This window comes from Mycobacterium sp. Aquia_213, from assembly GCF_026625985.1.
Classification (GTDB): domain Bacteria; phylum Actinomycetota; class Actinomycetes; order Mycobacteriales; family Mycobacteriaceae; genus Mycobacterium.
On sequence record NZ_CP113116.1, the window covers coordinates 4,641,443 to 4,668,191 of the forward strand.

Here is a 26,749-nt window from a genome sequence, read left to right on the forward strand (position 1 = left end):
AATTCCCGTTCGCAGATTCGTCGGCCGGCAACTGTTTCCCGACCCGCCCGATTTCTTACGGTGTGGCCATAGCAGAAACCCATCAGCAAAGGAGCTACTCCAATGGGGTTCACCAAGCCATATCTGCCCGACGTTGATCCGGATACCTTCCTGACGAAACCACTGATGGAACGAATGCGGATCCTCGCCGCCGATTGGGCCGAGAACGGCTTCGGCTCGCCGAAGATGATCCACACCATTTACATCGTGAAGCTGATCGTGTTCTTCGCGCTCGGCGGCATCACCGTCGCGACGGCGACGTCAGGCCTGCCCGCCTTCTGGCACGTCGCCGAATGGTGGAATCAGCCGATCGTCTATCAGAAGGTCATTCTGTGGACGGTGCTTCTCGAAACCATTGGCGTGGCCGGCTCGTGGGGTCCGTTGGCCGGCAAGGTCAAGCCGATGACCGGGGGCATCCTGTTCTGGGCGCGGCCGGGAACCATCCGGCTGCGTCCCTGGAAGTGGGTGCCGTTCACCGGCGGCGATCGGCGCACCTGGTTTGACGTCGTGGTCTATCTGGCGCTGCTGGCGAGCCTGGCCGTGCCGCTGCTGTCACCGGGCGTGCACAGCGATTCGCTCTCAAAGGCATTGCCGGACAACACATCCGGTCTGGTTAGCCCGGTCCTGCTGATCGCGCCGATCGCGCTGCTGGTGTTGATCGGCCTGCGGGACAAGACCATTTTCCTGGCCGCCCGAGGCGAGCAGTACTTGCCGGTCCTCGTCATCTTCACCGTGCTGCCGTTCGTCAACATGATCATCGCGCTGAAAATGGTCATCGTGGTGGTCTGGGTCGGCGCCGGCTTCTCGAAATTCGGCAAGCACTTCTCCAACGTCATTCCGCCGATGGTGAGCAACACGATATTCGCGCCTAAATGGGTCAAGCGGGCCCACTACCGCGAATTCCCGCGCGACGTGCGGCCCTCGCGACTGGCCGGCTTCATGGCACACGTCAACGGCACGACCGTCGAAATCCTGGCTCCGCTAGTGCTGTTCTTCTCCACCAACAAGTGGGTGACGCTGCTTGCGGTGGTCGTGATGGTCGGATTCCACCTGTTCATCATTTCGACCTTCCCACTCGCGGTGCCGCTGGAATGGAACGTCGTTTTCGCCTACACGACGATCTTCCTGTTCCTCGGGTTTCCCAACTGGAACCGATACGCCCCGTGGAACATGACGCCGGGTTGGCTAGCCCTCGTCGTCGCCGCCGCGCTGCTGTTCTACCCGGTGCTGGGCAATCTGCGGCCGGACAAGGTGTCGTTCCTGCCGTCGATGCGGCAGTACGCGGGCAACTGGGCTTCGGCGCTGTGGACGTTCGCGCCCGGTGCGGAGCAGAAGCTGAACAACGTCACCCGCTCGGCGTCCAATCAGCTCGACCAGTTCGTCGCGGCCGGCTATGAGCCGCAGTGGGCGGAGATCACCCTGCAGAAGACCACGGCGTGGCGCAGCATGCACAGCCAGGCTCGCGGCCTGTACTCGCTGCTACTGACCCACCTGCCCGACATCGACGGCCGCACGGTGCGCGAGGGCGAGTTCGTCTGCAACTCGCTGATCGGCTTCAACTTCGGCGACGGCCATCTGCACAACGCGGACATGATCGGGGCCGTGCAGCGCGAAGCCGCGTTCGAGCCGGGCGAGTGCGTCATCGCCTGGGTCGAGTCGGAGGCCTTCGGCAGCGGTGTGCAGCACTACCAGCTGATCGACGCCGCCCTCGGTGTGGTCGAGCGGGGCACCTGGAAAGTGGCCGACGCGGTCGCCGAACAGCCCTGGCTACCCAACGGGCCGATCCCGACTAACGTGGAATGGTCCCTAAGCGGCACCAAACCGGTCGTCCGGGACGACCAACAACACGGTCACGGAGCGCTGGCATGAGTACCGCAGTGGTGGTAGGTAGCGGGCCCAACGGGCTAGCCGCCGCCATCTCCCTGGCCGCCAAGGGCGTGCAAGTCACCGTGCTCGAAGCAGCCGACGAGGTCGGCGGCGGTACCCGCAGCAGCGAGGCCATCATTCCGGGCCTGCTGCACGACCATTGTTCGGCGATTCACCCGATGGCCGTCGGCTCGCAGTTCCTGAGTGAATTCAACCTGCAGCGGTACGGATTGTCGTGGCGCTGGCCGGAGATCGACTGCGTGCATCCGCTCGACGGCGGCAGCGCCGGCGTGCTGCACCGCTCGGTCGAGCAGACGGCGGCCGGCCTGGGTCGCGACGGGGGGCGCTGGCGGCTCGCGTTCGGTTATCCCGCCGACCATTTCGATGCGCTCAGCGACGACATCATGGGCCCCCTGCTACGGATCCCGCACCATCCGCTGATGCTGGCCCGCTTCGGTGCGCCCACGGTGCTTCCCGCATCGACGTTCGCGCGGGTGTTCCGCACCGACGAGGGCCGCGCGTTGTTCGGTGGTGTTGCGGCCCACGCCTTCCGGCCGCTGCACTACCCGATGACGTCCGCCATCGGGATGGGCATCATCGCGGCGGGGCATCGGCACGGCTGGGCGGTGGCCGAGGGTGGATCGCAGTCGATCGCCAACGCGATGGCCGCGCTGCTGAGCGACTTGGGCGGCAAGATCGAAACCGGCGTCCGGGTGCAGAACACGTCGCAACTGCCGACGGCCGACGTCACGATGTTCGATCTGGCGCCGAGCGCGGTCGCGGGTATCCTCGGAGACCGTCTCCCCCGCCGAATTTCAGCCGCCTTCACCAGGTTCCGGCGTGGCCCCGGCGCGTTCAAGGTCGACTTCGCCGTCGAGGGCGGCGTGCCCTGGACGAACCCGGACGCGCATCGAGCCGGCACGGTGCATCTGGCCGGCAGCTACGCGGAGCTCGCGGCGACCGAGCGGGACATCCACGCCGGGCGGATGCCCGAGCGGCCGTTCGTGCTGATCGGTCAGCAGTACCTCGCCGATCCGCAACGGTCGGTGGGCAATACCCATCCGGTGTGGAGCTACGCGCACGTCCCCAACGGCTACACCGGCGATGCCACCGAGGCGATCATCACGCAGATCGAGCGGTTCGCACCCGGCTTCACCGAGCGCATCGTCGGCCACACCGTTCGCTCGACGACGGAGATGGCCACCTACAACGCCAACTACGCCGGCGGCGACATCATGACCGGCTCAAAGGACATTCGCCAGCTCACCTTTGGACCACGAATCACGCTGTCGCCCTACACTATTGGCGTGCCCGGCATGTACATCTGCTCGGCGGCCACCCCGCCCGGGCCCGGCGCGCACGGCATGTGTGGCGCCAACGCCGCCAAACTCGCGCTGGACTACCTGACCGGACGGGTCTAGAAGGTCACCACCACCTTGTCGGCCGCGCCGGGCGTGCTGGCGAGTTCGAGCGCCGCACCGACGCTGCCGAACGGGATGGTGTGACTGACGATCACCGCATACTTCTCCCAGTTCGCGACGATGTCCTTGGTCACCTCGAAGATCTCGTCGGGATAACCCATCGAACCTACGATGGTGATCTCGTTGCTCATGATGTTGACGAACTCGACGGGTACCGGCTCTTTATGGACGCCAACGACTCCCAGGGTTGCGCCCTTCTTGGCGGCGACCAGCGCGGTGTCGATCACCGCGGACGCCCCGGCGGCATCGAGGTAGATATCGGTGCCGGCCTTGCCCGGGAACATCGACTCACCCTCGCCGTGCAGTTCGACGAGGCGATGCACGACTCGCTCGTCGGCGGAGTTGATCACCGCGTCGGCCCCGATCTGCAGCGCCTTCTCCAGCCGGGCAGGAATCAGGTCCACGACCACCACATGGCTCACCCCAAGGGATTTGAACGCCAGCGTGGCGCCCAGCCCGATCGGGCCGGCACCGAAGATGGCAACCTTGTCCGTCGGCTTGGGTTTGCATTGGTTGGCGCCGTGGCGGGCGACGGCCATCGGCTCGTTGAGCGCGGCCACCTCCCACGGGATGTGGCTGGGAATTACTTCGAGACTGGTTCCGCGAACCGCGTTTTCGATCAGCAGGTAATCCGCGAGCGCACCGGCCGGTCCCCCGTTGCCGATGATGCCGCTCGGTGCGACCATCGGATTGATCACGACGTGATCGCCGACGGCGATGCCGGACACCTGGTCGCCGACTTCGACGACTTCGCCGGCCGGTTCGTGTCCGAGCGGCGTGTGTCCCTGGCGCGGCGGGATGCCGCCGATCGTGATGTAGAACGCGTCGGAACCGCAGATGCCGCAGGCCCGCATCCTGACCAGGACGTCGTTCGGGCCGGCCTGCGGGCGATCGACGTCGACGACCTCCGCCTTACCCGGCCCGGTGACCACTGACATTTTCATGGCGCTGCCTCGAGTTCAATGTCGAAGGTGTCAAGGTATTCGGCGAAGACCGGCTCGAGTTGCTCGACGCTCAAGCCGTATTGTTCGAGGCTATAGGAGTTGAGCGCGAACCGGTCCTGCGGATGCTCGACGAGCCAATTGCGCATGCGCGCTTCGGCTTCGGCGGTCAGCGGATCGCCGGCCCACTCGTAAATGCGTCGCATCACGTCCATCGGGTCGCGCATCATCTCGTGGTAGTACATATGGAAGAAGCGGTCGTCTCCGATGTGTTCGCGGGCCCGCAGCGGCCGGTCCACGTGATAGCGCATCTGCCACATTGCGTTGCGCCCCATGGCTTCGGGGTCGATGGCCTCGGGCTGATGCGTCATCCCCTTCGGCAGCTTCCACAGGTTGGCCAGCGACCCGGTCGCCTTGTACGGATCGCGATGCGCCCACACCAGCCGGGCGTCCGGGAAAACCTTCAGCAGCGCCTCGATGTGCACCGAATGCGACGGCATCTTCAGGCTCCAGTTGCCGGGCGCTTTCGATTGCAGCACTTGCAGATAGCGCTTCTGGTACTCGTAGGTGCTCGACATATCGGTCTCGTCGAACAGCCATTCGGAGTAGCGCGCGCTCGACAGAAACGAGTCCCAGGACAGACCCTTGAAGTCCTGGTTGTGAATGAACATGTCCTCGGTGGGGCCGTCGGCGTCTTCCCAGTGCGGCAGCGGCACTTTCGCCTTCGTCACCATCTCCAGGATCTTGCGCTGCTCCTCCAGCAAGGCCAGGCAGCGCGGGTCGGTGCGCAACGTCTCGGTGGGCGCCGGCGGTATCGGATCCACGCACTGCCAGTGCAGCAGCGAGCGGCGGCCCGGGTCCTGGTCGAGCAGATAGCTGATCACGGTGGTTCCGGTGCGGGGCATGCCGAGCACCATCAGTGGCCGCTCGACGGGCACGTCGAGCACCTCGGGATGCTCCCGGATATAACCGTGAACCTGCAGCCGCCGGCCCAGGGCGTCGGTCGCGTCGTTCAGGATGCGTTCCCGGCCGAATTGGGTGAACGCCGGCGAGTTGTTGACGTCGTCGAGGATCAGCTGTAATCCGTCACGCCAAGAGTCGGAATCGATTTCGGTGAGGCCGGTGCGTTGCGACGCCAGCTTGAGGACGTCGTCGGTGGTCGCCAGGTTGTCGAATTCGCTCATGGTTCAGACCGTCAGGTATCCGCCGTCGACGGCGATGGTGCTGCCGGTGATGTACGACGCGGCATCGGTACACAAGAACAGCGCCGCGCCGGCACAGTCCTGCGGCGTTCCGGGCCGGCCCAACGGCGTGTGAAAGCCGATCTCGACATCCATGATCTCCGGAATACCCATGGCCGGATGCGTCATTCGGGTGTCGATCAGGCCGGGCGCGATGGTGTTGACCCGGATTCCGTCGCTGGCCCACCGACGCGAGAGGTTCATCGTCAGCGCGAGCAGGCCCATTTTCGACGAGGCATACCCCGGGACGAAGACCGCCGAACGGAACGCGGACATCGAGACGACGCTGACGACGCTGGCGCCGCCGGGCGCATTGCTCGCCTTTAGGCGGTCGTAGCAACGCATGGTTAACCGCATGGGGCCCAACATGTTCTGCGTCACCGAAGCGACATAGCCGTCGGGGTCGTACTCGTCGCCGGCCGGGTACGGGCCGCCCGCGTTGTTGATCAGGACGTCGAGATCACCGAGTGAGTCGGCCAGCGCGTCGACGGCGTCGGGATCTTGGATCTGGCACTGGCGGTAGGTGAATGCGCTCAGGTCGGTCTCGGGGTAGTCGGCGGTCGACTCGCGGGTGCCGGTCACCGTGACGGCGGCACCCGCGTTGGCGAACTCGGCGGCGATCGCATTGCCGATGCCACTGGTGCCGCCGGTCACCAGCACATGGGCGCCGGTGAAGTCGAACCTGATGGAATTCATGCGTCGGTCCTCAATTCGTCGATGGATTTGGTGAGCCAGGCCTTTTCCCAGAAGTTTTCGGTGTCGGCGAGCAGCGCCTCGTGCGCCTCGGCGGCCACCGCGCGCGCCGCCGGGTGTGCGGGTTGGGCGGTGAGAATGAGGTCGGTCAGGTGTATCGCCTGCAGTGGCCGCCCGCTGTCGACATGAGCGCGGGCCGCCTCGACCAACCCGTCGGCGCCGGCCGCGTTAACCACATCCACCGCAACGGAATCCGGCGCCACCCCGTAAAGCTCGGTGGTAGAGCGATGCCGGAACCAGCCGGTGTACATCTCCCAGATGGCGCGCACGTTCCAGGCGGTCTTGCCGTAGCCTTCGCCGATGTCGAGCTGCTCGGGCACCGTGACCTCACGCATCGCGGTGTGGATGTCGGTGCCGGAATTCATCAGCTCGGCGGTGCGATCGTGCACGGCCTGCATCGCGTCGCGCATCGCGGTGACTTCCTCGGCGATGCGATCGGCACCCTCGATCGGCGCGAAGTGGCCGGTGATCAGTCGCTGCGGGCAGAAGTCCAACACGGTGTTCAGCGACTCGATGTAGAGAATCGGGTCGCGGTATCGGTCGCCACGGATGGTCATCAGATTAGGCACGTGACCGAAAAGCGGACCGAATAGGTTGCCGCTGAACAGGATTCGGTCCTCGGGTAGCCACACCACCAGCGCGTCGGTGGTTTCGCCGCCCGGCGTCCAGGCCAGCTCGATCCTCCGTCCGCCGACCGTCAATTGATGGTGGCGGTCGAACGTCGTGGTCGGCTCCGGAAACGAGAAGTCGATCGTCGCCGGATCGATGGTCTTGAAGTGCTCCAGCACGGCGTCGGAGAACTTCTGGAACGCGAACGACGTCTTCGGCACGCGATAGCCCATCAGCAGACTGTTGTCGTCACGCCAGTACCGGTAATTGCGGTGCATGATCACGTCGGTGCCGTCGTCACGCAGTGTGTGCACACCGCCCCAATGGTCGGCGTGGCCCTGGGTGACGACGATGGCTCGCGCCGGGCCCGCCACGTCGGCAAAGGCCTTGCGGTGCAACGGGCCCTCGAACACCAGTCCCGCGTTGACGATGACCCGCCCGTCGTCGGTGGCGACGGCGTAGGAATTGGAGACGCCGGGCGACATCCAGATGTCATTGCCGAGCGGCGTCGCGGGAGTGTCGGTCGCCGCCGCCAGATCGGCTGCCCCGGGACGCTCACGGTGAATTCCGGCCATGACTTGCGATCCTCTACAGTTCTAGAGGTAAAGTCAATATCCATGGGAATGCGCGGTCTGGCCGAACGGGTAGCGATCGTGGTCGGGGGCGCCACCGGCATCGGTGCCGCGACGGCCACCCGGCTCGGGGCGGAAGGTTGCCGGGTCGTCGTCGGCGACGTCGCGGCCGACGCCGCGAAACAGACCGCCGCACGCATCGTCGCGGCCGGCGGCACGGCTACCCACATCGCGTTCGACCTCACCGATCCCGCGTCGGTGTCCGACCTGATCGATTCGGCCGCAACAACTTACGGCGGGATCGACCTGCTGTTCAACGTCGGCGCCGACATGAGCGCGATCCGCGACGACACCGATGTCGTCGATATCGACTTCGACGTGTGGGATCGCGTGATGACGGTCAACCTGCGCGGCTACGTCGCCGCGATGAAGTACGCCATCCCGCGCATGCTCGCCAGTGGAGGCGGCGCGATCGTCAACATGTCCTCGGCGGCGGCGTTCCAGGGCGAGCCCGCGCGACCGGCGTACGCCACCGCAAAGGCCGGGATCGGGGCGCTGACCCGCCATGTGGCCTCCAGGTGGGGCAAGGAAGGCATCCGCTGCAACGCGGTGGCGCCGGGGTTCACCGCGACCGAGGCCATCCGGTCGGTTCCGCAATGGCCGGACCTGCAGGCCGGTGCGCTGAAGCGCATTCGCGGAACCCGCGTCGGCGATCCGGAGGACATCGCCGCATTGGTCGCCTTCCTGCTGTCCGAGGAAGGCGAATGGATCAACGGTCAGGTCGTCAACATCGACGGCGGCACCGTTCTTCGGTGACCCGTGGCAGCAAGCACCCGATCCCGCAAACGCAACGGCGACGAACGCCGGCGCGAATTGTGTGACGCCGCAATCCAGGTGCTGGCCGAGCAGGGATCCCGCGGGCTGACCCATGGTCAGGTCGATCGGTGCGCGGGAGTGCCGGAGGGCACCACGTCGTACTACTACCGCACCCGAGCGGCGCTGTTGCGCGGCGTGGGCTGGCGGATCGCCGAAATCGATGTCGCCAACCTGCAATCGGTGATCGACGAGCCCCTCGACTCCCTCGCACCGTTCGCACACCTGGCGGAGCTGACCATGATGCAGGCCGACGGGCCCGGACTGATGCTGAACCGGGCGCGGCATGAATTGCTGCTGGGGGCGGTGCGCGATCCCGGGCTCGCCGAGACGTCGCAGACCTTCGTCGCCCGGATCAACGCGATGGCCCACGAGGCGATCGCCCACCTACAGCCGGGCACCGACGATCCCGAACTGCTCGACGCGCAGACGACGGCCGTCACCACGTTCATCGCGGGCGTTTTCACCCGGCTTGCCGGCGGAGACCGCACGATCAGCAACGCCGAGCAACTCACTCGGCTGCTGGAGGCCGTCGCCACCGCGGTCTCGCTGCAGCGGGCATGAGCATCGCGGCGAAAACCCCCATGCAGTCGCCTGACAAGCCCTAACGTTATCGCTGACGTTCCACGGAGGATTGGATGAACATGAAGCGACTACTCGCCGCCGGTGTGCTGGCTTTCGCGGGAATGCTGACCGCCGGACTGGGCATCAGCAACGCCGACACGATTCAGACCGAGGGCAACTACCCGACTCGGCAGGCCTGTCAGGATGCCGGCCCTGGGGTGAAGGCCACGACACCTGGGGGCTGGAACAACTTCTGGTGCGTGCCGGACCGTAACGTCAACGGGAACTGGAAGCTGGTTTTGAGCAACTAGTACGTGTAGAAACCCTCACCGGTCTTGATGCCGAGCTTGCCGGCGTCGACGTAGGACTGCAGCAGGTCGCGCACGTTCTGCGGCAGGTGCGGAAACTCTGTCGCGTAGTGGTTCTCGATGTCGAGCACGACGTCCAGGCCGACCATGTCCATCATCTGGAACGGCCCCGCCGGCACACGCCAGTTGATCTTGAACATCCCGTCGATATCTTCGGGGCGCGCGACACCCTCGGCAACCACGGCCAGCGATTCGCGTTTGATGGCCGCCCAGATGCGATTGAAGATGAAGCCCGTGCATTCCTTGCGCGCTTCAAAGGGATGTACACCGAATTCGGGCAGCACGGTCAGCAGCGTGTCGAGCAGGCCGCGATCGGTCTGACCGTCCGACATCAGGTCGATCGCGCTGATCTCCGGTGGCATGTAGAAGTGCGTGTTGCACAAACGTGTTTTGTCGTGCACGTTTTCGGCCATCAGCCGCGATGGGATGGACGACGAGTTGGTGCCGAAGATGGTGTCCGGTGGCGCGGCTTGGTCGATCTCGCCCCACAACGGAATCTTGATCTCGAGCTTCTCCGGGACGGACTCGACAGCCAGCCAGGCGTTGTCCAACGCCTCGTCGAGCGACCCGGTGGCGGTGACGACGCCTACTTCGCCAAAACCTCGGTCGGCCACCAGCTTCGGTAGCGTCTGGGCCACATACTGCGTCGCTTCGTCGCGTTGCTCTGCGCGCCGCGCGTGGATTCGCACGGTTCCGCCTCGGGTGGCGAACATCAGGGCGATACGACGGCCCAAGGTGCCCGCCCCGATCACCGCGACGGGGCGGTTTTGGATGTCTTCGAATGCGTACGTGTAGGTACCAGTCACATACGCATGCTAAGTCCGCGGCCGCGTGCCAGGATCCGTCGCTGATCGACAAAGATTCGCGGAACGTTGTCTCTGACCGACAAGAGCACCGCCTGGCGTGGCGCGGCCTGCGTTGTGGCCCGCTGTGGCCACGGAAACTTTCGGGTGTCTTTTTGCCCGCCTCTGAGCGACAATCGGTGCGTTTCAGGATTGCCGAAATAACTTGCACCACAGCAGTTTCAGGAGTCACAAGGCGGGGTTTTTTGTCGGTGGGTGGGTTTAGTTTCGGGGTATGAGTTCCGGTGTCATCGCAGACGGGGAGGTTGCTACGGCGGTCTTCGATGCCCTGGATGAGGCGCTGGAGGCCGCGCTGGGGTTGGATGCGGCGATGCTGTGCAGCCGGGAGCGGCTGGCATTGTTGCGGCGCTACGAGCGGGCGCGGCGGCGCCTGGACGCTGGTGAACATCAGCTGATCAATCAGCTGGCGCAGGAGGCCACCCCGCAGGAACTGGGGGGCAGGCTGTCGCATGCGATCGCCGATGCGACATTGATCAGCCGCGCCGAGGCCGGCCGGCGGGTGCGCGACGCTGCTGATCTGGGTGCGCGGCGCGCGTTGACGGGGGAACCGTTGGCGCCGGTGCTTTCGGCGACCGCCGCGGCGCAGCGGGCGGGGAAGCTGGGCCGAGAGCATGTGGCGGTGATTCGGCGCGTCTACCACCAATTACCGGGCTGGATCGACGTCGATACCCGCGCGCACGCCGAGGCCGACCTGGCGCGGCTGGCCACCCAGTACCGGCCCGATCAACTCGCTGGCTTCGCCGAGCACCTGGCCGATTGCCTCAACCCCGACGGTTCGTTTAGCGACGACGACCGCGCACATCGCCGCGGGTTGGTGTTAGGCAATCAGCAGGCCGACGGCATGTCCGCCTTGACCGGCTGGCTCACCCCCGAGGCCCGCGCCACCCTGGAGGCCGTGTTGGCCAAACTCGCCGCGCCGGGCATGTGCAACCCCGACGACGAAACTCCCTGCACCGACGGCACACCCAGCCAAGACGCCATCGACCACGACCCCCGCAACGCGGCCCAACGCAACCACGACGGCCTCAACGCCGCCCTACGCGCGGTGCTGGCCTCCGGAAACCTCGGTCAACACAATGGCTTACCGGCCTCGATCATCGTGTCCACCACCCTGGCCGAACTCGAGACCGCCGCCGGGAACGGCCTTACCGGCGGGGGCACCCGGTTGCCGATCAGCGACGTGATCCGGCTGGCCCGCCACGCCCATCACTACCTGGCCGTGTTCGACAACGGCAAGGCCGTGGCGCTGCAGCACGCCAAACGCCTGGCCTCACCCGGACAACGAATCGTCTTGTACGCCAAAGACCGTGGCTGCTCAGCACCCGGCTGCACCGTGCCCGGCTACCTCTGCGAAGTCCACCACATCACCGACTACGCCACCTGCCACACCACCGACATCGACAACCTCACCCTGGCCTGCGGCACCCACCACCGACTGCTGCAACCCCGCGGCTGGACCACCCGCAAGCGCGCCAACGGCGACACCCAATGGATCCCCCCACCCCACTTAGACCACGACCAACCCCGGGTCAACATCTTCCACCACCCAGAGAAGCTGTTACTCGATGGAGACGACGACGAGGCGGCATAAAGTGCGCGCCCCAATCACCCACTTACCGGCAATGCACCATTAGATTTTCGCAATACATTCCGACGCCGCCCCAGTCCTGTTTTCGACCGCCTTCATCGCCGGGATCGGCAAACAATGCCGGAGTATTCGTCAGGAGGAAATCGACTATCCCGGGCGTCGGGATACCAAAGCCGTCTGGGTCCGCGTGAGCTATACCGGTGCTGATTCCGAAAGCCGTGACGCTCATCGCCCCGACAAGCAGCGCCCGAGCGCACATACGACGCTTCATATCGTCGCCCTCCCAACGGCCTGGCAAACACACTGAGTGTAGAAACATCAATTCTACGGGTCAGCATGTCCGGTCTGCCCAGCATTTCGCAGTCATAGCTCATCGCAATTACGACTGCATAACAACTGCAGTTCATCGGCGAGGGATCCCGTACCTCGAATAACACTTCCGTACCGTGGCGCGCGTGGGGCCGATAGCCGTGGTCTTTCGCCGCGCCGCGGTCATCGCGGTTTGCCTGGTCACGTTGGTGACCACGGCACCTCCAACAGCCGCTGATCCCGACCCCGATCCCGATTCGGCACCTGCCGCTGCCGTGGTGGCGCCGGTCGAAGGCCAGGTACCCTCGGCCGATCCGGTCACCTACGAAACTCCTGACGGCTGGACCCTGGCCCTTGGGGCGAAGGACGAGTCGCAAGTTCCCGTGCCGCCGCTGACCACCGCGGTCTCGTCTCGCGAATACCTTTCCCGCGGAACATTCGTCGCTTCGCTGGACGGACCGGAACCGCCTCGCGGCGTCCTCGAAGTGGGTTTCGAGATCGGCTGCGGAATCGACATGAGCACGTCCAACGGCGTCACGATGGCGGGCAGCGCCGGTATCAACCCGGGCGTCGGCTTCCCGTTGGCCGGTGGTTTCATCCCGCTGGTTACCGTGCCGCTGAACGGCGTCATCACTGTCGGGCTCAAACCCGGCATCGTGGTCGTGGTGCCGGTGGTGAGAAAAGAGTTCAGGGGTCCACACCCGCGGGTAATCATCACGGGCTTCCACGTCAAGATCGACGGATGCGTGGGTCAGTCGTTTATCCGGTCGTTCGCGACCCTGACTCAGGTCACCGACGAATCTGATGTCGTGCTCTCGTATGTCGGTGTCACCAAAGCTGTTTGAGCAACTTCGCGACGAACGACGGCGCGCTACAGCAGCGTGATCTGTTCGGGCTCCGGCTCGGCCGGCTCGAGCAGCTGGGGCCCGTTATTGCGAATGCTGTTCACCAACCTCGACACCTCGCGCAGCTCGATGCCACGCACATCCGGCACATGCGCCAGCAGCTCGGCGTCCAGCGGGGCGTCGGGATTCAACCAGGTGTCCCAGTCGCGTTCGGCCAGGATCAACGGCATCCGGTCGTGGACCCCGGCCAGCTCACCAACGGCGTCCGTCGTGATGATTGTGCAGCTCAACAGTGGGTCTGCCGCTTTGCCGGGTTTCCAGACCGACCACAGGCCGGCCATGAACAGCGGCTCGCCGTCGTCGCGGTGCATGAAGAACGGCGTCTTGGCGGTCTTCTTGCCCGCGGCATTGTCGGGATTGGGCCGCCATTCGTACCAGCCGTCCATCGGCACCAGGCAGCGCTTGCTCTTGGCCGAACCGCGGAAAGCCGGCGACGTGGCCACCTTGTCGGCCCGGGCGTTGATCAGTAGCGGCCCCTTGGAATCCGGGCCGCCGTCGGGTCCGGCCTTGACCCACGGCGGAACGAGTCCCCAGCGCATCAGCCGCACCCGGCGAGTCGGCTCGTCGTCGGGCTCGCTGTGGCGGGACACCACCGTCGCGACCGTGGTCGTGGGAGCCACGTTGTAGTTGGGCTCCGCCGCGCGCTCCGAAGTACCGGTAGCTTCGTCGATCGCCTTGATCTTCTCGGCCAGCAGGGCCGGATCCGTCGTGACCGCAAACCGTCCACACATGACTTCCATGGTGCCCGGTACCCACGGCACCCGCCGACACGGCAGGATGAAGCCGTGAGCATCGACCCCTGGACGGCCCCGATCGCGCCGGCACCGGTGCACGCGACGGTGACCGTACCGGGCTCGAAATCACAGACCAACCGGGCACTGGTGCTCGCGGGACTATCGAGCGCGCAGGGCCAGAGCGCCTCGACCATCGGCGGCGCGCTGCGCAGCCGCGACACCGACCTGATGATCGGCGCATTGACCACGCTGGGACTGCGGGTGGCGGGGGACGGTACCGAACTGACGGTCAGCGGCCGACTCGACCCCGGCCCCGGCGCGCGCGTGGACTGCGGCCTGGCCGGCACGGTGTTGCGATTCGTTCCGCCGCTGGCGGCGCTGGCCAACGCGGCGGTGGAATTCGATGGCGACGAACAGGCCCGGGTCCGGCCGATCGCGCCGTTGCTGCACGCGCTGGACGACCTGGGCGTCCCGATCGAGGGAACCGGTCTGCCGTTCCGGGTACTGGGCAGCGGATCGGTCGCCGGCGGCACCGTGGCAATCGACGCTTCGGCGTCATCGCAATTCGTGTCCGGCCTGTTGCTCTGCGGTGCGTCGTTCAGCAACGGCCTGACCGTGCAGCACACCGGCGCGTCGCTACCCTCGGCGCCGCACATCGCGATGACCACCGTGATGTTGCGGCAAGGCGGGATCGACATTGACGATTCGGTGCCCAACCGCTGGCACGTGCGCCCGGGCATCGTCGCGGCGCGGCACTGGGATGTCGAACCTGACCTCACGAACGCCGTTGCGTTCCTGTCGGCGGCCGTGGTCACCGGCGGCAGCGTACGCATCACCGGATGGCCGTCGACCAGCGTGCAACCCGCCGACGATATCTTCGATGTCCTGGGCAAGCTGAATACTGTTGTCACCCAGACTGATTCATATCTCGAAGTGCGAGGCTCGGCCGGTTACGACGGCTTCGACGTCGACCTGCGCGCGGTCGGCGAACTGACACCGTCGGTCGCCGCGGTGGCGGCGCTGGCAACCCCGGGGTCGGTGTCACGACTTTCCGGGGTCGCTCATTTGCGGGGCCACGAGACCGACCGGCTCGCCGCGCTGAGCACCGAGATCAACCGGCTGGGGGGCAACTGCCAGGAGACCGCCGATGGCCTGGTGATCACCTCGACGCCACTGCATTCCGGCATCTGGCGCGCGTACGCCGATCACCGGATGGCGATGGCCGGGGCGATCGTCGGGCTCCGCGTACCCGGCGTCCAGATCGACGACATCGGCGCCACCACCAAGACATTGCCGGAATTCGCCCAGCTGTGGGCGCAAATGCTCGCCGACGGGGAGTCCAGCGTTTGAGGCCGGGCGACTACGACGAATCCGACGTCAAGGTCCGATCCGGCCGGGGTTCACGACCCCGGACCAAAACCCGTCCCGAGCACGCCGACGCCGAGGCGGCGATGGTGTTCAGCGTCGACCGCGGCCGATGGGGATGCGTGCTGGGTGGCCGGCCCGATAACCGGGTCACCGCGATGCGGGCCCGCGAGCTGGGCCGCACCCCGATCGTGGTCGGCGACGACGTCGATGTGGTGGGCGATTTATCCGGGCGTCCGGACACTTTGGCCCGCATTGTGCGTCGCGGGCCGCGTCGAACTGTGTTGCGGCGCACCGCCGATGACACCGATTCCACCGAGCGGGTAGTAGTCGCCAACGCCGACCAACTGCTCATCGTGGTGGCACTTGCCGACCCGCCGCCGCGCACCGGCCTGGTCGACCGCGCGCTGATCGCCGCCTACACCGGCGGACTGAGACCAATTCTGTGCCTCACCAAGACCGACCTCGCCCCACCCGAACCGTTCGCCGAACAGTTCGTCGACCTGGATCTGACGATCGTCGCCGCCGGTGTCGACGACCCGCTGCTGGCAGTGGCAGAGTTGCTACCCGGCAAGATCACCGTACTGCTCGGACATTCCGGTGTCGGCAAGTCGACACTGGTGAATCGCCTTGTGCCCGAGGCGGATCGAGCGGTCGGCGTGGTCACCGACATCGGCAGGGGGCGGCACACCTCGACGCAGTCGGTGGCACTCCCCCTGGATCCGACGCGGGTGGGTTCGGGCTGGGTGATCGACACACCGGGCATCCGCTCGTTCGGACTCGCCCACATCCGACCCGACGACGTGATAACGGCGTTCTCGGATCTGGCTGAGACGGTGCAGGATTGCCCGCGCGGCTGCGGCCATATGGGACCACCGGCGGATCCGGAGTGCGCACTCGATACGCTCTCCGGTCCCGCCTTTCGCCGCGTCGAAGCGGCCCGCCGGTTGCTCGCAGCGCTCAGGGAGACTTAGCCAGCCGCATGCCGAGCTCGTCGGGCGGCACCAGATGGCCCTCGGTGCAGCGAATTTCGACGCTCGCCTCCGCGCCGCAATCCAGGTGCGTCAGCCGCAGCTTGTGACGGCCCGGCAGGTGGTGTCGCCCCCACTCGAAGAGGGCCCAGACCACTGGCATGAAGTCGATGCCGGCCTCGGTCAGCACGTACTCCTCGCGGCTGCGCTGGCCGGGCTCCCGATAGGGCTGGCGTGCCAGTAGCCCGAGGTCAACCAGCTCGGCCAGCCGCGCGGACGTGGCCGCCTTGGTGATGCCGACCCGCCGCGCGAAGTCGTCGAACCGGGTGGTGCCGTAGTACGCCTCGCGCATGATCAGCATCGCGGACTTGGTGCCGACCACCGCCATCGTCTTCTCGATCGCGCACTGACCGACCGGGGACCATTTCTCCCGATCCGCCAGGGCGCCCTGCAGAAATGTCATGTAGATCACCTCCCGTCTGGGTTGATTTTAGTATACCTAGGCGTTTTGCTGGGTATATAAAGCCATACTCAGGACTCAAGGAGGAGCCATGACCGCACTTCAGGGCCGCGACGCCGTCATCGTCGGCGCCGTCCGCACCCCGATAGGCAAGGGCAAGGCCAGTGGCGCACTGCACGACGTGCTGCCCGTCGACCTGTTGGCGCACAGCCTGCGCGAACTGGTGGCCCGCACCGGTGTGGATCCGGTGCAGGTTGACGACGTCATCGCCGGTGCGGTCACCCAGGTCGGCGACCAGGCGGTCAACATCGCGCGCAACGCGTTGCTGGGCGCAGGCTTCCCCGAGTCGGTTCCCGGCGTCACGATCGACCGCCAGTGCGGCAGCAGCCAGCAGGCGATCAGCTTCGCCGCGCAGGGCGTTATCGCCGGTGCCTACGACCTGGTGATCGCCGGGGGTGTGGAGTCGATGAGCCGCGTCCCGATGGGCACCCAGGTATTGCCGGGCAGCGACCCGTTTGGCGAGGGCATGGGCGCGCGCTACCCCGAAGGCCTGGTACCGCAAGGCATTAGCGCCGAACTGATCGCCGCGAAGTGGGGCTTTTCCCGCACCCAGCTTGACGAGTTCTCCGCCGGCAGCCACGACAAGGCTGCCCGCGCCACGAAGGACGGGCTGTTCGAAAACGAGCTGATCCCGATCGCCGGGCTGCACACCGACGAGATCGTCCGACCGGCCACCACGGTGGAGACCCTGGCCGCGCTGAAGCCTGCGTTCTACAGCGAGAAGATGGAAAAGCGCTTCCCGCAGATCAATTGGGAGATCACGCCGGGGAACTCGTCGCCGCTCTCGGACGGCAGCGCCGCGGTGCTGATCACCACCAGCGAGGTCGCGAAGAAGCTGGGCCTGCGCCCGCTAGCACGAATCCACACCACGACGGTGGTGGGCGACGACCCGCTCTACATGCTGACCGGCGTCATCCCGGCGACCGAGAAGGTGCTGCAGCGGTCCGGCCTGACGCTGGCCGACATCGACCTGTTCGAGGTCAACGAGGCCTTCGCGCCCGTCGTGCTGGCCTGGGCTCATGACACCGGCGCCGATCTGGCCAAGACCAACGTCAACGGCGGGGCCATCGCCATCGGTCACCCGTTGGGCGCCAGCGGCGCTCGCATCATGACCACCATGGTCAACGCGCTCGAACAGCGCGGCGGACGCTACGGCTTGCAGACGATGTGTGAGGGCGGCGGCATGGCCAACGCCACCATCATCGAACGCCTGGGGTAAGCCGACCGCAGCCTGCCGCGGTGCCGGCGGGTCCGCAATTCGAAATCGGCACGAGATTAAGTCATTTCGGCAACGGCGCGGCGGATCTTTGTTCGACCGCAAGCCGGTTACCGTATCGCGGTGCGACATCGCTGCAGCTGCAAGCCGCTGGCTTCCCGGCGTGCCGTGCTGAAATACGCTGCGGCCGCGCCGGTTGTCCTCGGTTTGGGGATGGCCGCGGGGGTTCTCGGCGCCCCGGCGCGCGCCTCCGCGGACCCCAACGTATCGGCATTGGCAATGGCGCCGGGCCACCCGGTCAACATCATCAGCCGCGCCGAGTGGGGCGCCGATGAGTCAATTCGGCGTGGAATACCGCGCTGTGGCAACGGGATTAGGGCTGGGATCGTGCACCACTCTGCGACCGGCAACGGCTACGCGCCGACAGACTCGGCGGCCATCGTGCGCTCGATCTACGAATGCCACACGTTGACACACGGCTGGGGCGACATTGGCTACAACGCGCTGGTCGATAGGTACGGCCAGATGTTCGAGGGCAGGTTCGGCGGCATCACCAAACCGGTCGAGGGCATTCACACCGGCGGCTTCAACACCGATACCTGGGCGGTGTGCATGATCGGCGATTTGAGCCAGGCGCCCCCTACCCCCGAACAGTTGCGGGCGGTCGGCCAGCTGCTGGGATGGCGGCTCGCGATGGACACGGTGAACCCCAACGGCACCGTCGTGCTGACTTCCGCCGGCGGCCCCGACACGCGATTCCCGCAAGGCGCCACGCCAACCTTGCCGAGCATCTTCGCCCACCGCGACGTCGGCGACACCGCCTGTCCGGGCAACGCCGGGTACGCGTTTATGGAGCGGATCCGCGACATCGCCGCCCGGTTCAAGCAAGTGCCCAACGCGCAGGACTTGGCGGAGTCGATGCAGGGCGGAGCGATCTACGCCCGCTGGCAGGCGATGGGCGGCATGACAGGCCCGCTCGGCGCACCCACGTCACCCGAAGCGCCCAGTGGTGATTCGATCCGCTATGTCGTCTTCGCCAATGGCGCGATCTATTGGTCACCGGCCACCGGCGCTCAGCCGCTCAGCGGCAGGATCTACGAGGCCTGGGCCACGCTGCGCTACGAGCGCGGCCAGCTGGGCCTGCCGACCAGCGCCGAGATTCAGGAGCCCGAGTGGATCGTGCAGAACTTCCAGCACGGCACCCTGAACTTCAACCGGCAAACCTCAACCATCATAACCGTGATGGACGGGGTAGCCAGTGTGGTACCACCACCGCCCGTGGGCGGACCGCCCGTGCAGCTTGAACGGTTCTCACTGGCACGCAATCCCGTCGTCTAGTGGCCCCCTAGTCCGCCTTCGGCCGCTTGCCCGCCAAAACCGCCCCTGTGCAACGCGAGTTCTCGATGGTTCAAGGGATCCCGAGATCAGAGCCAGCCGGTACGCGCGGCGGCAACCGGCTCGGCGGGTGCCGGGGCCAATTCCCCGTCCCGCACGCCGTCCAGCATCCGCTTCACCGCGGCGACGATTTCCGGCGCGGCCGCGGCGAGGCCGGCCTTGTCGGCCTCCGGGACCTCATCCGCATCGACGCCCGCCCGGGTCAGCACGGCGACCGGATCGGCAAGCTGACCAGCCAACCAGGACACCGGATCGGCGGACAGCTCGGGAACGAAGTTCCGGCGGCCGGGCTCCCAGCCCTTGAATCGGGGATGGTGATGGGCCCGGTCCAGCGTCCCCGGCGGGCTCTCGGTCGATCCGAAGAGGTCCACCCGCCACACCGGGCGGTTGAACGCGATCGGAATGCCGGCGTAAATCGATCCGTGCGGCTCGGCACGGTCGACAACACGGAGTTCCAGTCTGACTCCCCGTTCCGGGGTTTCCTGACCTTCGTTCGGGGTCGGGTCGACGAAGAACATGTCCCCGACGACCACGCCCAGGGTTTCGAATCCAAACGCTGCGAGCATATTTCCGAGAATAGACCTAGCCGACAACCGCGCCAGGACTAAGAAGTAACGGACAGGGCGGCGTCCAATAGCCCGGTGAGGTGTTTCCAGTACAGCCAGTCGTCAACAGCGCAGCGCAGGGCAACCGGGTCGGCCGCGGTGTGGGCTCCGTTGACGGCGACGTCCTGGGCATGAGAAACGTAGGCGTGGAAGGCCTTTAGATGTGGCGCCTGACGGCGGGGGTCGTCGTGGATCATCAATTTCACGACCGCCAACCACTTCATGAAGCGGTCGTCCTCGGGCGCCGTCGCCGGTGCCGGCGGCAGCAAGGCCAGCAATCCCGCATCGGGGGTCAGCGCCAGCCGCGCGGCCGCCTCGGGGGCCACCACCTCGAGGCGGGACCGGCCGATCATCTCCCCGCTATCAGGGATGTCGTCGGCGTTGAGAATCATCTGCGCCGCGCCAGAATCGGAATCGGCCAGCTGCTCCTCGGTGCCGATCACCGCCCGCAACTTGGCGTCGCGGTGGGCAGCCCAACCTTGCACGGCCAATATCGGGTACGTGGTCCAGCGCGCCCGCTCGGCGGCCGGAATCGCGTCGTCTGCCGTGGCCATATGCACCTGTTCGGGCAACTGCACCCACTCCGGTACGTAGGCCAGCCCATAGCTGTTGGCCACCACGATCTCGCCCTCGGTGGTCACCCCGGTAACCCAGAAGAACCCAAAATCAGGCTCCTTGTCGCCCACGGGTGCGTTCAACGCCGCACCGATGCGCCGCGCCAACTGCAGCCGATCGGGACCTCGCCGGCGCGCGGCATCGGCAGTGGCAGCCTCGGCCATCGCATCGCGCTCGAGACGCGCCGGCGACACCGGAATCGCGGCCATCGCAACGCCTTCCACCAAATGACCCGCATCGATCGACTCGTGGTGCGCAACGCGATCGCCACGCGGCGCCGGACGATGGGTCGCCGCGGCCGGTCGCACACCGGAGGACTGGCCCGAGGACACCCGCCCGGCCGGACCACCCAAACCCGGCACCGCGCCGCCACCCGGCCCGGCACCCGAAGCATTGGAGCCACCCGCGCCACCACCGCCTGCCGCACCCGGCGCCATCGGCATCGCCGGCATGCCCGTCGCGCTGGCGGGCGCTACCCGCGGTGAATCGTCTTGCGGCCCAACGCCGGACGGCTGCGCGTCCGGAATCGCCACACCAGCCGGACCGTCGTCACCGCCATCTCGCGACTGCTCCGACGCGGCTGGATTTCGCGGAGTGCCCGGAGCTGTCGGTCCGTTACTGGGTGCCGCGTGACGAGGCCCACCAGCAGCCGGCACCGGCGAGACCGGCGACGCAGGCATTCCCGGAAGTGGCGGAACACCCGCAGGAATCCTGGGCACGGACGGCGGCGGAAGTGCCGGCCCGCCACGCGGCCCGGCCAGCGGCGGGACACCCGGCCGCGGTACCACCGGACCGGGTTCCGAAGGCTCGTCGACTCCCGGTGTTCCTGAGTCAGGCAAGGATTTATCTGGACGGGTGATTGAGGGTGGCGCCTTCTGGTCCAGCAAGTTCTGCAGCGCGTTGTGTGGCGGTTCCCAGGACTTGCTTGCCAGGATCTGCTCGGCAGTCATGGCGACCACGCCGGCATTCGCCCCCTTCGCCGCATCGACCACCGCAGTGATCGCGGCGGTCCGATCGGCGGCGGTCAGCCTGATCTCATTCTCCAATGCGTTGATCTTGCGCTGCGCGAGTTCGACGTTGTCGTAGATATCCGACTTGGCTTGAATGACGGACCTGGCGATATACCGGTGCCAAGTGATCACAGTGGCTAGGCCGCTCTGCAGCGTCGCCAACGCCTCGATGAGTGTTCCCACTTCGCGATTGGCGGCACCGGAGGCGCTTCCCGACCAGACATCGCCATCGAAGGTGTCGAACTGCTGCCGACGACAGTCGTCTGCTACCCCGCTTACCTGTCGGAAAACCTGCATGTACTGCTCGGCGCGGTCAAAGTTGAGGTCCTCATCGATCTCGGGCCACCCGTTCGCGGCAAGCATCTCCGCGGCATACTCACCCGTCGGCGGCGCCAAGCCCATCGATCACTCCTCTCACCACGCCGCACGCGCCGAGCGGGTGGGCGTGGCTGCCGTCTACTGCTTGGGCACTTCCTTGGCGCCGCGCAAACCGATGACACCCTCGGTCCATGCCCGATCCTCGGTATACAGCGCGTCTTCATCCCCTTGCACGCGTTTGCCTTTGCCGCCCTTATCTCCAGCCTGGGCGGGAGCGCCGCCGCCCATGCCGCCGCCCATGGCGCCCCCGCCCGGGACTCCACGGCCCAGAGCTCCGGGCCCGGCCCCGGGCCCCGCGGCGGCGGGCCGTGATGCTGGATCGCCCTCTCCCCAGGACTGCAACGGGGCGGTCGGCACACCGGCCCCGCCGAACGATGCCGGTTTGACTCCCCCGCCGCCATGCGGCATGCCCGGCGCCCCTTGCGGTTTCAGGTCCTTCAAGGCCTCGGCCAGCTTCGCATCGTTGGTCTGCGGTGTCATCGGCATCATGGGCATCATCGGCATCGCGGGCACACCCCCCTGGTCACCGGGGGTGGGGACGGGCGTCGGCCCATCGTCGTCGGGCAGCCAATCCGGTCGCGCCGGCGGTTTGAGAATATGAGACTTTGCGATGTCTAAATCGCTGGGCCTCGCTGCTGGTTTCCACGGTGCCGGCGGTTTAATTTTCGAGGGGGGTGGGGGCCGATCGGGATTTACCTGTGCTATTGGCAGACCTGCCTTACCCTTGAATTCGGCCAATAGTCGGGCCGACTCATCCGTCGCTTGCTTGTAGAACCTTATAATCCAGGTTTGCGAGCCCGAGGTACTTTGGGTCTTGATATATTGCTCGACCTCTTTGAAGTCTTTCCATTCATATTTCATTCTATGATATCGGGTTTGGCTGCGGATGTCGTCTACATAGACATGCCACTTGCGGAGATCGCGAAATTCGGCCGCAATTGTTTGGGCCTGGTCAGCGATCTGACCGGAGAATGCCACCATTGTCTCCAACCACTTCCGCTGCGCTTCGAAATTGGCGGAGACGGTAGAGGCTGCGTCGCCCTCCCATTCTCGGAAGGGTTCAAACCGCTCGCGGGCTGCGAACCGCAATTGCTCGCGGTACTTCGCCCATTGATCTGCAAAGCGCTCAAACGACGCACCTTGGTCCTTTTGCTCGAGTTGCCACGCTATGTCTTCGATAGAATGCAACCCATCGATTATCTGGTCCCTAGTAGGATCTACGTCTGGCCCAGGTCCGCCAACGCCAAGCATTCCCGGCCCATCCACCGGATCGGGCGTGACCACCCCCGACAGCGGCGTTAGGTTGCTCACGGCGTGAGCGGCGTCCTCGTCGACTTGTCGATACGCTTTAGCCGCGTTCCGCAGCGACTGCGCGAGCGCTAGCCGGACCGTGTCGAACTCCGTCAAGTATTTACGCATGTCCTCGGAACCGTCCTGAAGGGCTTTGGCCGCTTTTAAGACAATTGCGAGGGTGCATGGCGGTTGGGGGATTTCGCTTGGTACGCCGCTTCCTATCGGCCGTTCCAGCAGGGCGGCGCGAGCCATGAGTTCCTCGTACTCGACCTTCATCATCTTCGGTGCGGTCACGGCGAATCATCTCCTAGCTGCGATCGGGCATGACGAAAAGAGTGGCCAACCATCGCCGCTGAAATTCCATCACACATGACCTCGAGCAACCGGCGAATCACCAACGTCGGTTCTGGGCCATTTCAGCGCCTTTTGGATGACACCTGAATGTCACCCGTAGTTAGCCTAACCCGAGGTTGCAGCACCGACTCGCACCAAAATAAAACAGTCGAGTTGCCCAGCGTCGCTGGGCAACTCGACTGTTTAGCGCCTAGGCCGCCAGGCCGTCGGCGTCCTTGAGCAGCTGCTCCATTTTCTTCAGGGCGCGCTTGTCGCGGCGCCAACCCCGAACGGTGGCAATGGCGGTCTTGAGTCCGCGCCGCCGACCGGTCTCCGGGTCGGTTCCGGCGAAATCGGCCTCGAGTTCGGCAAACATCCGCTCGCTACGGGTTTCCGGCGCGTCGTCGGCGTTGTCCAGCAAGTACTTGTTGGGCAACGACAGCTTGGCCATCGTGCGCCAGGTTTTGCCGTACTGCATCAGGAAAGAGCCTGTGGTGTAAGGCAAGTCGTACTTGTCGCAGACCTCGCGCACCCGCACCGAGATCTCGTGCAGCCGGTTGCTCGGCAGGTCGGGGTACAGGTGGTGCTCGATCTGGTGGCACAGGTTGCCGCTCATGAACCGCAGCAGCCATCCGCCTTCGAAGTTGGCACTGCCCAGCATCTGGCGCAGATACCACTGGCCCTTCGTCTCGCCGACCATGTCGGTCTTGGTGAATTTCTCTGCGCCATCAGGGAAATGACCGCAGAAGATCACCGCGTTGGCCCACACATTGCGGATCACGTTGGCAACGGCATTGGCCTTCAACGTGGACGTGTACGTCGCGCCGGGCGACAGCGAGGTCAGCGCCGGGAATGCGACGTAGTCCTTCACGATCTGGCGGCCGGCCTTGGCGAAGAACTCCTCGGTCCGCTCCCGGGCCTCGTCCTGGTCCATCCGCTTCTTGACGATCTTGCCGATCTCCACGTGCTGCAGGCCGACACCCCATTCGAAGCCGAGGCCCAGCAAGGTGTTGAACACCAGATTGAAGAGGTTGTGCTTCCTCCAGCGCTGGTCGCGGGTGACGCGCAGCATGCCGTAGCCGACGTCGTCGTCCATCCCGAGGATGTTGGTGTACTTGTGGTGCACGAAGTTGTGGGTGTAGCGCCAGTGCTTGGACGACCCGGCCATGTCCCACTCCCATGAGGAGGAGTGAATCTCCGGATCGTTCATCCAGTCCCACTGGCCGTGCATGACGTTGTGGCCGATCTCCATGTTCTCGATGATCTTGGCCACGCCCAGGGTCACGGTGCCGGCCCACCATGCCGAACGCCGCGAACTCGCGGCCAGCATCAGTCGGGCAGAAACCTCCAGCGCACGCTGCGCGGCAATGGTGCGACGGATGTAACGGGCATCCCGGTCGCCGCGTGAGTCTTCTATGTCCTGGCGGATAGCATCCAGCTCAACGCCCAGGGCGTCGATATCAGCGTCGGTCAAATGCGTGAATACGTCGACGTCTGTGATCGCCATCGTTCTCACCTCCCGGCGTTCGATTTCGATTCTGTGGTCAGTACCTACGCTATCGTAACCTACGACGCCGTAGGTTACCTACGAGTAGCGTTTAAATGTCAAGGACACAATCGCCGGACGCGGCCGAAATGCAGGTCTGTACCCGGGTCCCGGGCTCGTGTTCCTGCCCGGTCCGCAGGTCACGGACGTGACCCTCCACCAGGGGTACCACGCACGACTGGCAGATACCCATCCGGCAGCCGAAGGGCATCTGGATTCCGGCGCCCTCTCCCGCGTCCATCAGCGATGTCGCGGCATCGGCGGCCACCGTACGCCCGGTGCGCCCGAAGGTCACGGTTCCGCCGGCTCCGGCCGGTGCGGCCTTGGCCACCGCGAATCGCTCGAGGTGCAGCCGGTCGCTGATGCCCGCGGCCGCCCAGACCCGCTCAGCCTGGGCGAGCATGCCCTCCGGCCCGCAGGCCCACGTTTGCCGGTCGCGCCAGTCCGGCACCTCGTCGTCGAGCCGGGCGAGGTCAAGCCGGCCCTGCGCCCGGGTCTCTCGCACCCGCAGTCGATACCCGGGGTGCACCGTTGCGAGCGCGGTCAATTCGGTGCCGAACATCACGTCCGATTCGGTGGGCGCCGAATGCACGTGCTGGATGTCACCAATTTGCTTGCGGCGCACCAATGTTCGCAGCATCGACATCACCGGCGTGATCCCCGATCCCGCGGTGAGGAACAGAATTGACGGCGGGGCCGGGTCGGGCAGCACGAAGTTGCCCTGGGGTGCGGCCAGCCGCACGATCGTCCCCGGCTCGACACCTTCAACCAGATGGGTGGACAGGAAGCCTTCCGGCATCGCTTTCACACTGATCGTCACGGTGCGCTCGGGGCCGGACCCCGACCGCGCGACCGGGCTCGACGTCAGCGAATACGACCGCCAGCGCCAGCGGCCGTCCACCAGCAATCCGATTCCGATGTATTGGCCCGGCTCGTAGTCGAAGCTGAAGCCCCAGCCCGGTTTGATCACCAGGGTCGCGGAGTCCTCGGTCTCCCGGCGGACCTGGACGATGCGGCCCCGCAGTTCCCGCGCGGACCACAGCGGGTTGGCCAGATGCAGGTAGTCGTCGGGCAGCAGCGGCGTGGTGATGCGCGCAGCGATCTTGCGCAGCGCATGCCAACCGGGATGCCGCTCCGCCCCCACGACCGTGGGGCGCCTGGTCTCAACGACGTGTGCGGTGAGTGACTGGTATTTCTTACCCATAACAAACCCTACGGTACCGTAAGTTACGGTAAATTATCCAGGCCCACGCGCCCGGATTGCGTCACATTCGGCGGGGCGTCGCGGGTTACAACAGGTCGAGCAGAAACGGCAGCTCCTGGTTCGCGTACCAGGCCAAATCGTGGTCCTGGGCATCGCCGACGACCAGGTCGGCATCCTCATCCCCCAGGTCGGCGGCGTCGATCGCCTCGATCGCCTTCGCGACGGCCTCTTCCGCGCCGGAGTTATCGACGTAGGCCGCTACCACCCGGTCCAACGCGACGGGCCCGGCGAGCCGGACCACCGCATCGTCGAGATCGGGGCGGAAGGTGACGTCTTCGACCTCGGCGGCCAGCACCGCGCGCCGCGGCCGCGCGTCGTCGTCAGCGGCCAGCAGGCGCAGCGAGGCCAGCGCCGCCTCCCGCAGCGCCACGTCGGCGAGCTCGTCGTCATCGCCCTCCGCATAGGCCTCGCGCAGGGTCGGTGTCACCGCGAACGCGGTGCCATTGACGGGGCTCAGCGAGCCATCGGCGACGAGCTGCTCCAGCATCGCGAGAGTGGCAGGAATGTAGACCTGGATCGCGCCAGCGCCCAT

General features: G+C 65.9%; 23 protein-coding genes and 1 pseudogene. 11 read left to right on the forward strand and 13 right to left on the reverse strand.

Translation table 11 applies throughout. The annotated features are described in order from the left end of the window. Positions 1-102 precede the first annotated feature (102 nt). Both LMQ14_RS21490 and LMQ14_RS21495 read left to right on the forward strand, forming a co-directional pair. Positions 103-1,908 (forward strand): DUF3556 domain-containing protein, encoded by a 1,806-nt coding sequence (locus tag LMQ14_RS21490; RefSeq protein WP_267731572.1) that lies wholly within the window; start codon positions 103-105, stop codon positions 1,906-1,908. Beyond that, the gene (locus LMQ14_RS21495) at positions 1,905-3,326 is read left to right on the forward strand and encodes a phytoene desaturase family protein (protein WP_267731573.1); all 1,422 of its coding nucleotides are present in this window, start codon (positions 1,905-1,907) and stop codon (positions 3,324-3,326) included. Before LMQ14_RS21490 ends, LMQ14_RS21495 begins: the two co-directional genes overlap by 4 nt. Here LMQ14_RS21495 and LMQ14_RS21500 read toward each other — a convergent pair. The 4 genes from LMQ14_RS21500 to LMQ14_RS21515 are packed head-to-tail and all read right to left on the reverse strand — an operon-like array spanning position 3,323 to position 7,505. Continuing rightward, on the reverse strand, positions 3,323-4,330 hold the full coding sequence (locus LMQ14_RS21500; protein WP_267731574.1) for a zinc-dependent alcohol dehydrogenase: 1,008 nt from the start codon (positions 4,328-4,330) through the stop codon (positions 3,323-3,325). The genes LMQ14_RS21495 and LMQ14_RS21500 overlap by 4 nt on opposite strands. Then, the gene (locus tag LMQ14_RS21505; RefSeq protein ID WP_267731575.1) at positions 4,327-5,511 is read right to left on the reverse strand and encodes a sulfotransferase family protein; all 1,185 of its coding nucleotides are present in this window, start codon (positions 5,509-5,511) and stop codon (positions 4,327-4,329) included. Before LMQ14_RS21505 ends, LMQ14_RS21500 begins: the two co-directional genes overlap by 4 nt. 3 nt (positions 5,512-5,514) lie before the next feature. Then, positions 5,515-6,264: an SDR family NAD(P)-dependent oxidoreductase gene (locus tag LMQ14_RS21510; RefSeq protein WP_267731576.1), complete on the reverse strand. Its 750-nt coding sequence runs from the start codon at positions 6,262-6,264 to the stop codon at positions 5,515-5,517. Then, a complete protein-coding gene (locus LMQ14_RS21515) occupies positions 6,261-7,505 on the reverse strand; it encodes an alkyl sulfatase dimerization domain-containing protein (protein WP_267731577.1) in 1,245 nt (414 codons plus the stop codon). The genes LMQ14_RS21510 and LMQ14_RS21515 overlap by 4 nt, the downstream gene beginning before the upstream one ends. A gap of 42 nt (positions 7,506-7,547) precedes the next feature. Here LMQ14_RS21515 and LMQ14_RS21520 point away from each other — a divergent pair, with 42 nt between their 5' ends. From LMQ14_RS21520 to LMQ14_RS21530, 3 genes are all read left to right on the forward strand, one after another. Beyond that, positions 7,548-8,318, forward strand: a complete 771-nt coding sequence (locus tag LMQ14_RS21520; RefSeq protein WP_267731578.1) for an SDR family NAD(P)-dependent oxidoreductase — start codon at positions 7,548-7,550, stop codon at positions 8,316-8,318. A gap of 3 nt (positions 8,319-8,321) precedes the next feature. Further along, positions 8,322-8,939 (forward strand): TetR/AcrR family transcriptional regulator, encoded by a 618-nt coding sequence (locus LMQ14_RS21525; RefSeq protein WP_267731579.1) that lies wholly within the window; start codon positions 8,322-8,324, stop codon positions 8,937-8,939. 74 nt (positions 8,940-9,013) lie between these two features. Continuing rightward, positions 9,014-9,250, forward strand: coding sequence for a hypothetical protein (locus tag LMQ14_RS21530; protein WP_324291073.1), 237 nt, complete (start codon positions 9,014-9,016; stop codon positions 9,248-9,250). On the opposite strand, the gene LMQ14_RS21535 is transcribed toward LMQ14_RS21530, so the two are convergent. Then, positions 9,247-10,113: a 3-hydroxyacyl-CoA dehydrogenase family protein gene (locus tag LMQ14_RS21535; RefSeq protein ID WP_267731581.1), complete on the reverse strand. Its 867-nt coding sequence runs from the start codon at positions 10,111-10,113 to the stop codon at positions 9,247-9,249. The two genes, LMQ14_RS21530 and LMQ14_RS21535, sit on opposite strands and share 4 nt — an antisense overlap. A 271-nt stretch (positions 10,114-10,384) precedes the next feature. On the opposite strand from LMQ14_RS21535, the gene LMQ14_RS21540 reads away from it, so the two are divergent. Both LMQ14_RS21540 and LMQ14_RS21545 read left to right on the forward strand, forming a co-directional pair. Then, positions 10,385-11,761, forward strand: coding sequence for an HNH endonuclease signature motif containing protein (locus LMQ14_RS21540; RefSeq protein WP_267731583.1), 1,377 nt, complete (start codon positions 10,385-10,387; stop codon positions 11,759-11,761). Positions 11,762-12,222: 461 nt separating this feature from the next. Further along, a complete protein-coding gene (locus LMQ14_RS21545) occupies positions 12,223-12,912 on the forward strand; it encodes an MspA family porin (RefSeq protein WP_420714706.1) in 690 nt (229 codons plus the stop codon). Between the two features lie 26 nt (positions 12,913-12,938). Here the strand turns inward: LMQ14_RS21545 and LMQ14_RS21550 are convergent, their stop codons facing one another. After that, positions 12,939-13,703 carry an SOS response-associated peptidase gene (locus LMQ14_RS21550; RefSeq protein WP_267731584.1) on the reverse strand — a complete coding sequence of 255 codons (765 nt, stop codon included), beginning with the start codon at positions 13,701-13,703 and terminating at the stop codon, positions 12,939-12,941. Between the two features lie 60 nt (positions 13,704-13,763). On the opposite strand from LMQ14_RS21550, the gene aroA reads away from it, so the two are divergent. Beyond that, positions 13,764-15,056, forward strand: a complete 1,293-nt coding sequence (aroA, locus tag LMQ14_RS21555) for a 3-phosphoshikimate 1-carboxyvinyltransferase (protein WP_267735627.1) — start codon at positions 13,764-13,766, stop codon at positions 15,054-15,056. Next, a complete protein-coding gene (rsgA, locus tag LMQ14_RS21560; protein ID WP_267731585.1) occupies positions 15,053-16,045 on the forward strand; it encodes a ribosome small subunit-dependent GTPase A in 993 nt (330 codons plus the stop codon). The genes aroA and rsgA overlap by 4 nt, the downstream gene beginning before the upstream one ends. Here the strand turns inward: rsgA and LMQ14_RS21565 are convergent. Beyond that, positions 16,032-16,505: a winged helix-turn-helix transcriptional regulator gene (locus LMQ14_RS21565; protein WP_267731587.1), complete on the reverse strand. Its 474-nt coding sequence runs from the start codon at positions 16,503-16,505 to the stop codon at positions 16,032-16,034. The genes rsgA and LMQ14_RS21565 overlap by 14 nt on opposite strands. An 88-nt stretch (positions 16,506-16,593) precedes the next feature. Between LMQ14_RS21565 and LMQ14_RS21570 the strand changes: the two genes are divergently transcribed. Both LMQ14_RS21570 and LMQ14_RS21575 read left to right on the forward strand, forming a co-directional pair. Then, complete coding sequence (locus LMQ14_RS21570) at positions 16,594-17,781, forward strand: thiolase family protein (RefSeq protein ID WP_267731588.1); 1,188 nt, start codon at positions 16,594-16,596, stop codon at positions 17,779-17,781. A gap of 222 nt (positions 17,782-18,003) precedes the next feature. Then, positions 18,004-19,116 (forward strand): annotated as a pseudogene (locus LMQ14_RS21575) (N-acetylmuramoyl-L-alanine amidase); the annotation flags it as partial. A gap of 86 nt (positions 19,117-19,202) precedes the next feature. On the opposite strand, the gene LMQ14_RS21580 reads toward LMQ14_RS21575, so the two are convergent. The 6 genes from LMQ14_RS21580 to LMQ14_RS21605 form a co-directional block, all read right to left on the reverse strand. Then, positions 19,203-19,739: a hypothetical protein gene (locus LMQ14_RS21580; protein ID WP_267731589.1), complete on the reverse strand. Its 537-nt coding sequence runs from the start codon at positions 19,737-19,739 to the stop codon at positions 19,203-19,205. Positions 19,740-19,777: 38 nt separating this feature from the next. Further along, positions 19,778-21,805 carry a secretion protein EspK gene (locus tag LMQ14_RS21585; RefSeq protein ID WP_267731590.1) on the reverse strand — a complete coding sequence of 676 codons (2,028 nt, stop codon included), beginning with the start codon at positions 21,803-21,805 and terminating at the stop codon, positions 19,778-19,780. 54 nt (positions 21,806-21,859) lie between these two features. After that, the gene (locus LMQ14_RS21590) at positions 21,860-23,368 is read right to left on the reverse strand and encodes a PPE domain-containing protein (RefSeq protein ID WP_267731591.1); all 1,509 of its coding nucleotides are present in this window, start codon (positions 23,366-23,368) and stop codon (positions 21,860-21,862) included. Between the two features lie 250 nt (positions 23,369-23,618). Further along, on the reverse strand, positions 23,619-24,914 hold the full coding sequence (locus LMQ14_RS21595) for a fatty acid desaturase family protein (RefSeq protein WP_267731592.1): 1,296 nt from the start codon (positions 24,912-24,914) through the stop codon (positions 23,619-23,621). A gap of 91 nt (positions 24,915-25,005) precedes the next feature. Continuing rightward, a complete protein-coding gene (locus LMQ14_RS21600) occupies positions 25,006-26,157 on the reverse strand; it encodes a ferredoxin reductase (protein WP_267731593.1) in 1,152 nt (383 codons plus the stop codon). 85 nt (positions 26,158-26,242) lie between these two features. Continuing rightward, on the reverse strand, positions 26,243-26,749 hold the full coding sequence (locus tag LMQ14_RS21605; RefSeq protein WP_267731595.1) for a DUF6912 family protein: 507 nt from the start codon (positions 26,747-26,749) through the stop codon (positions 26,243-26,245).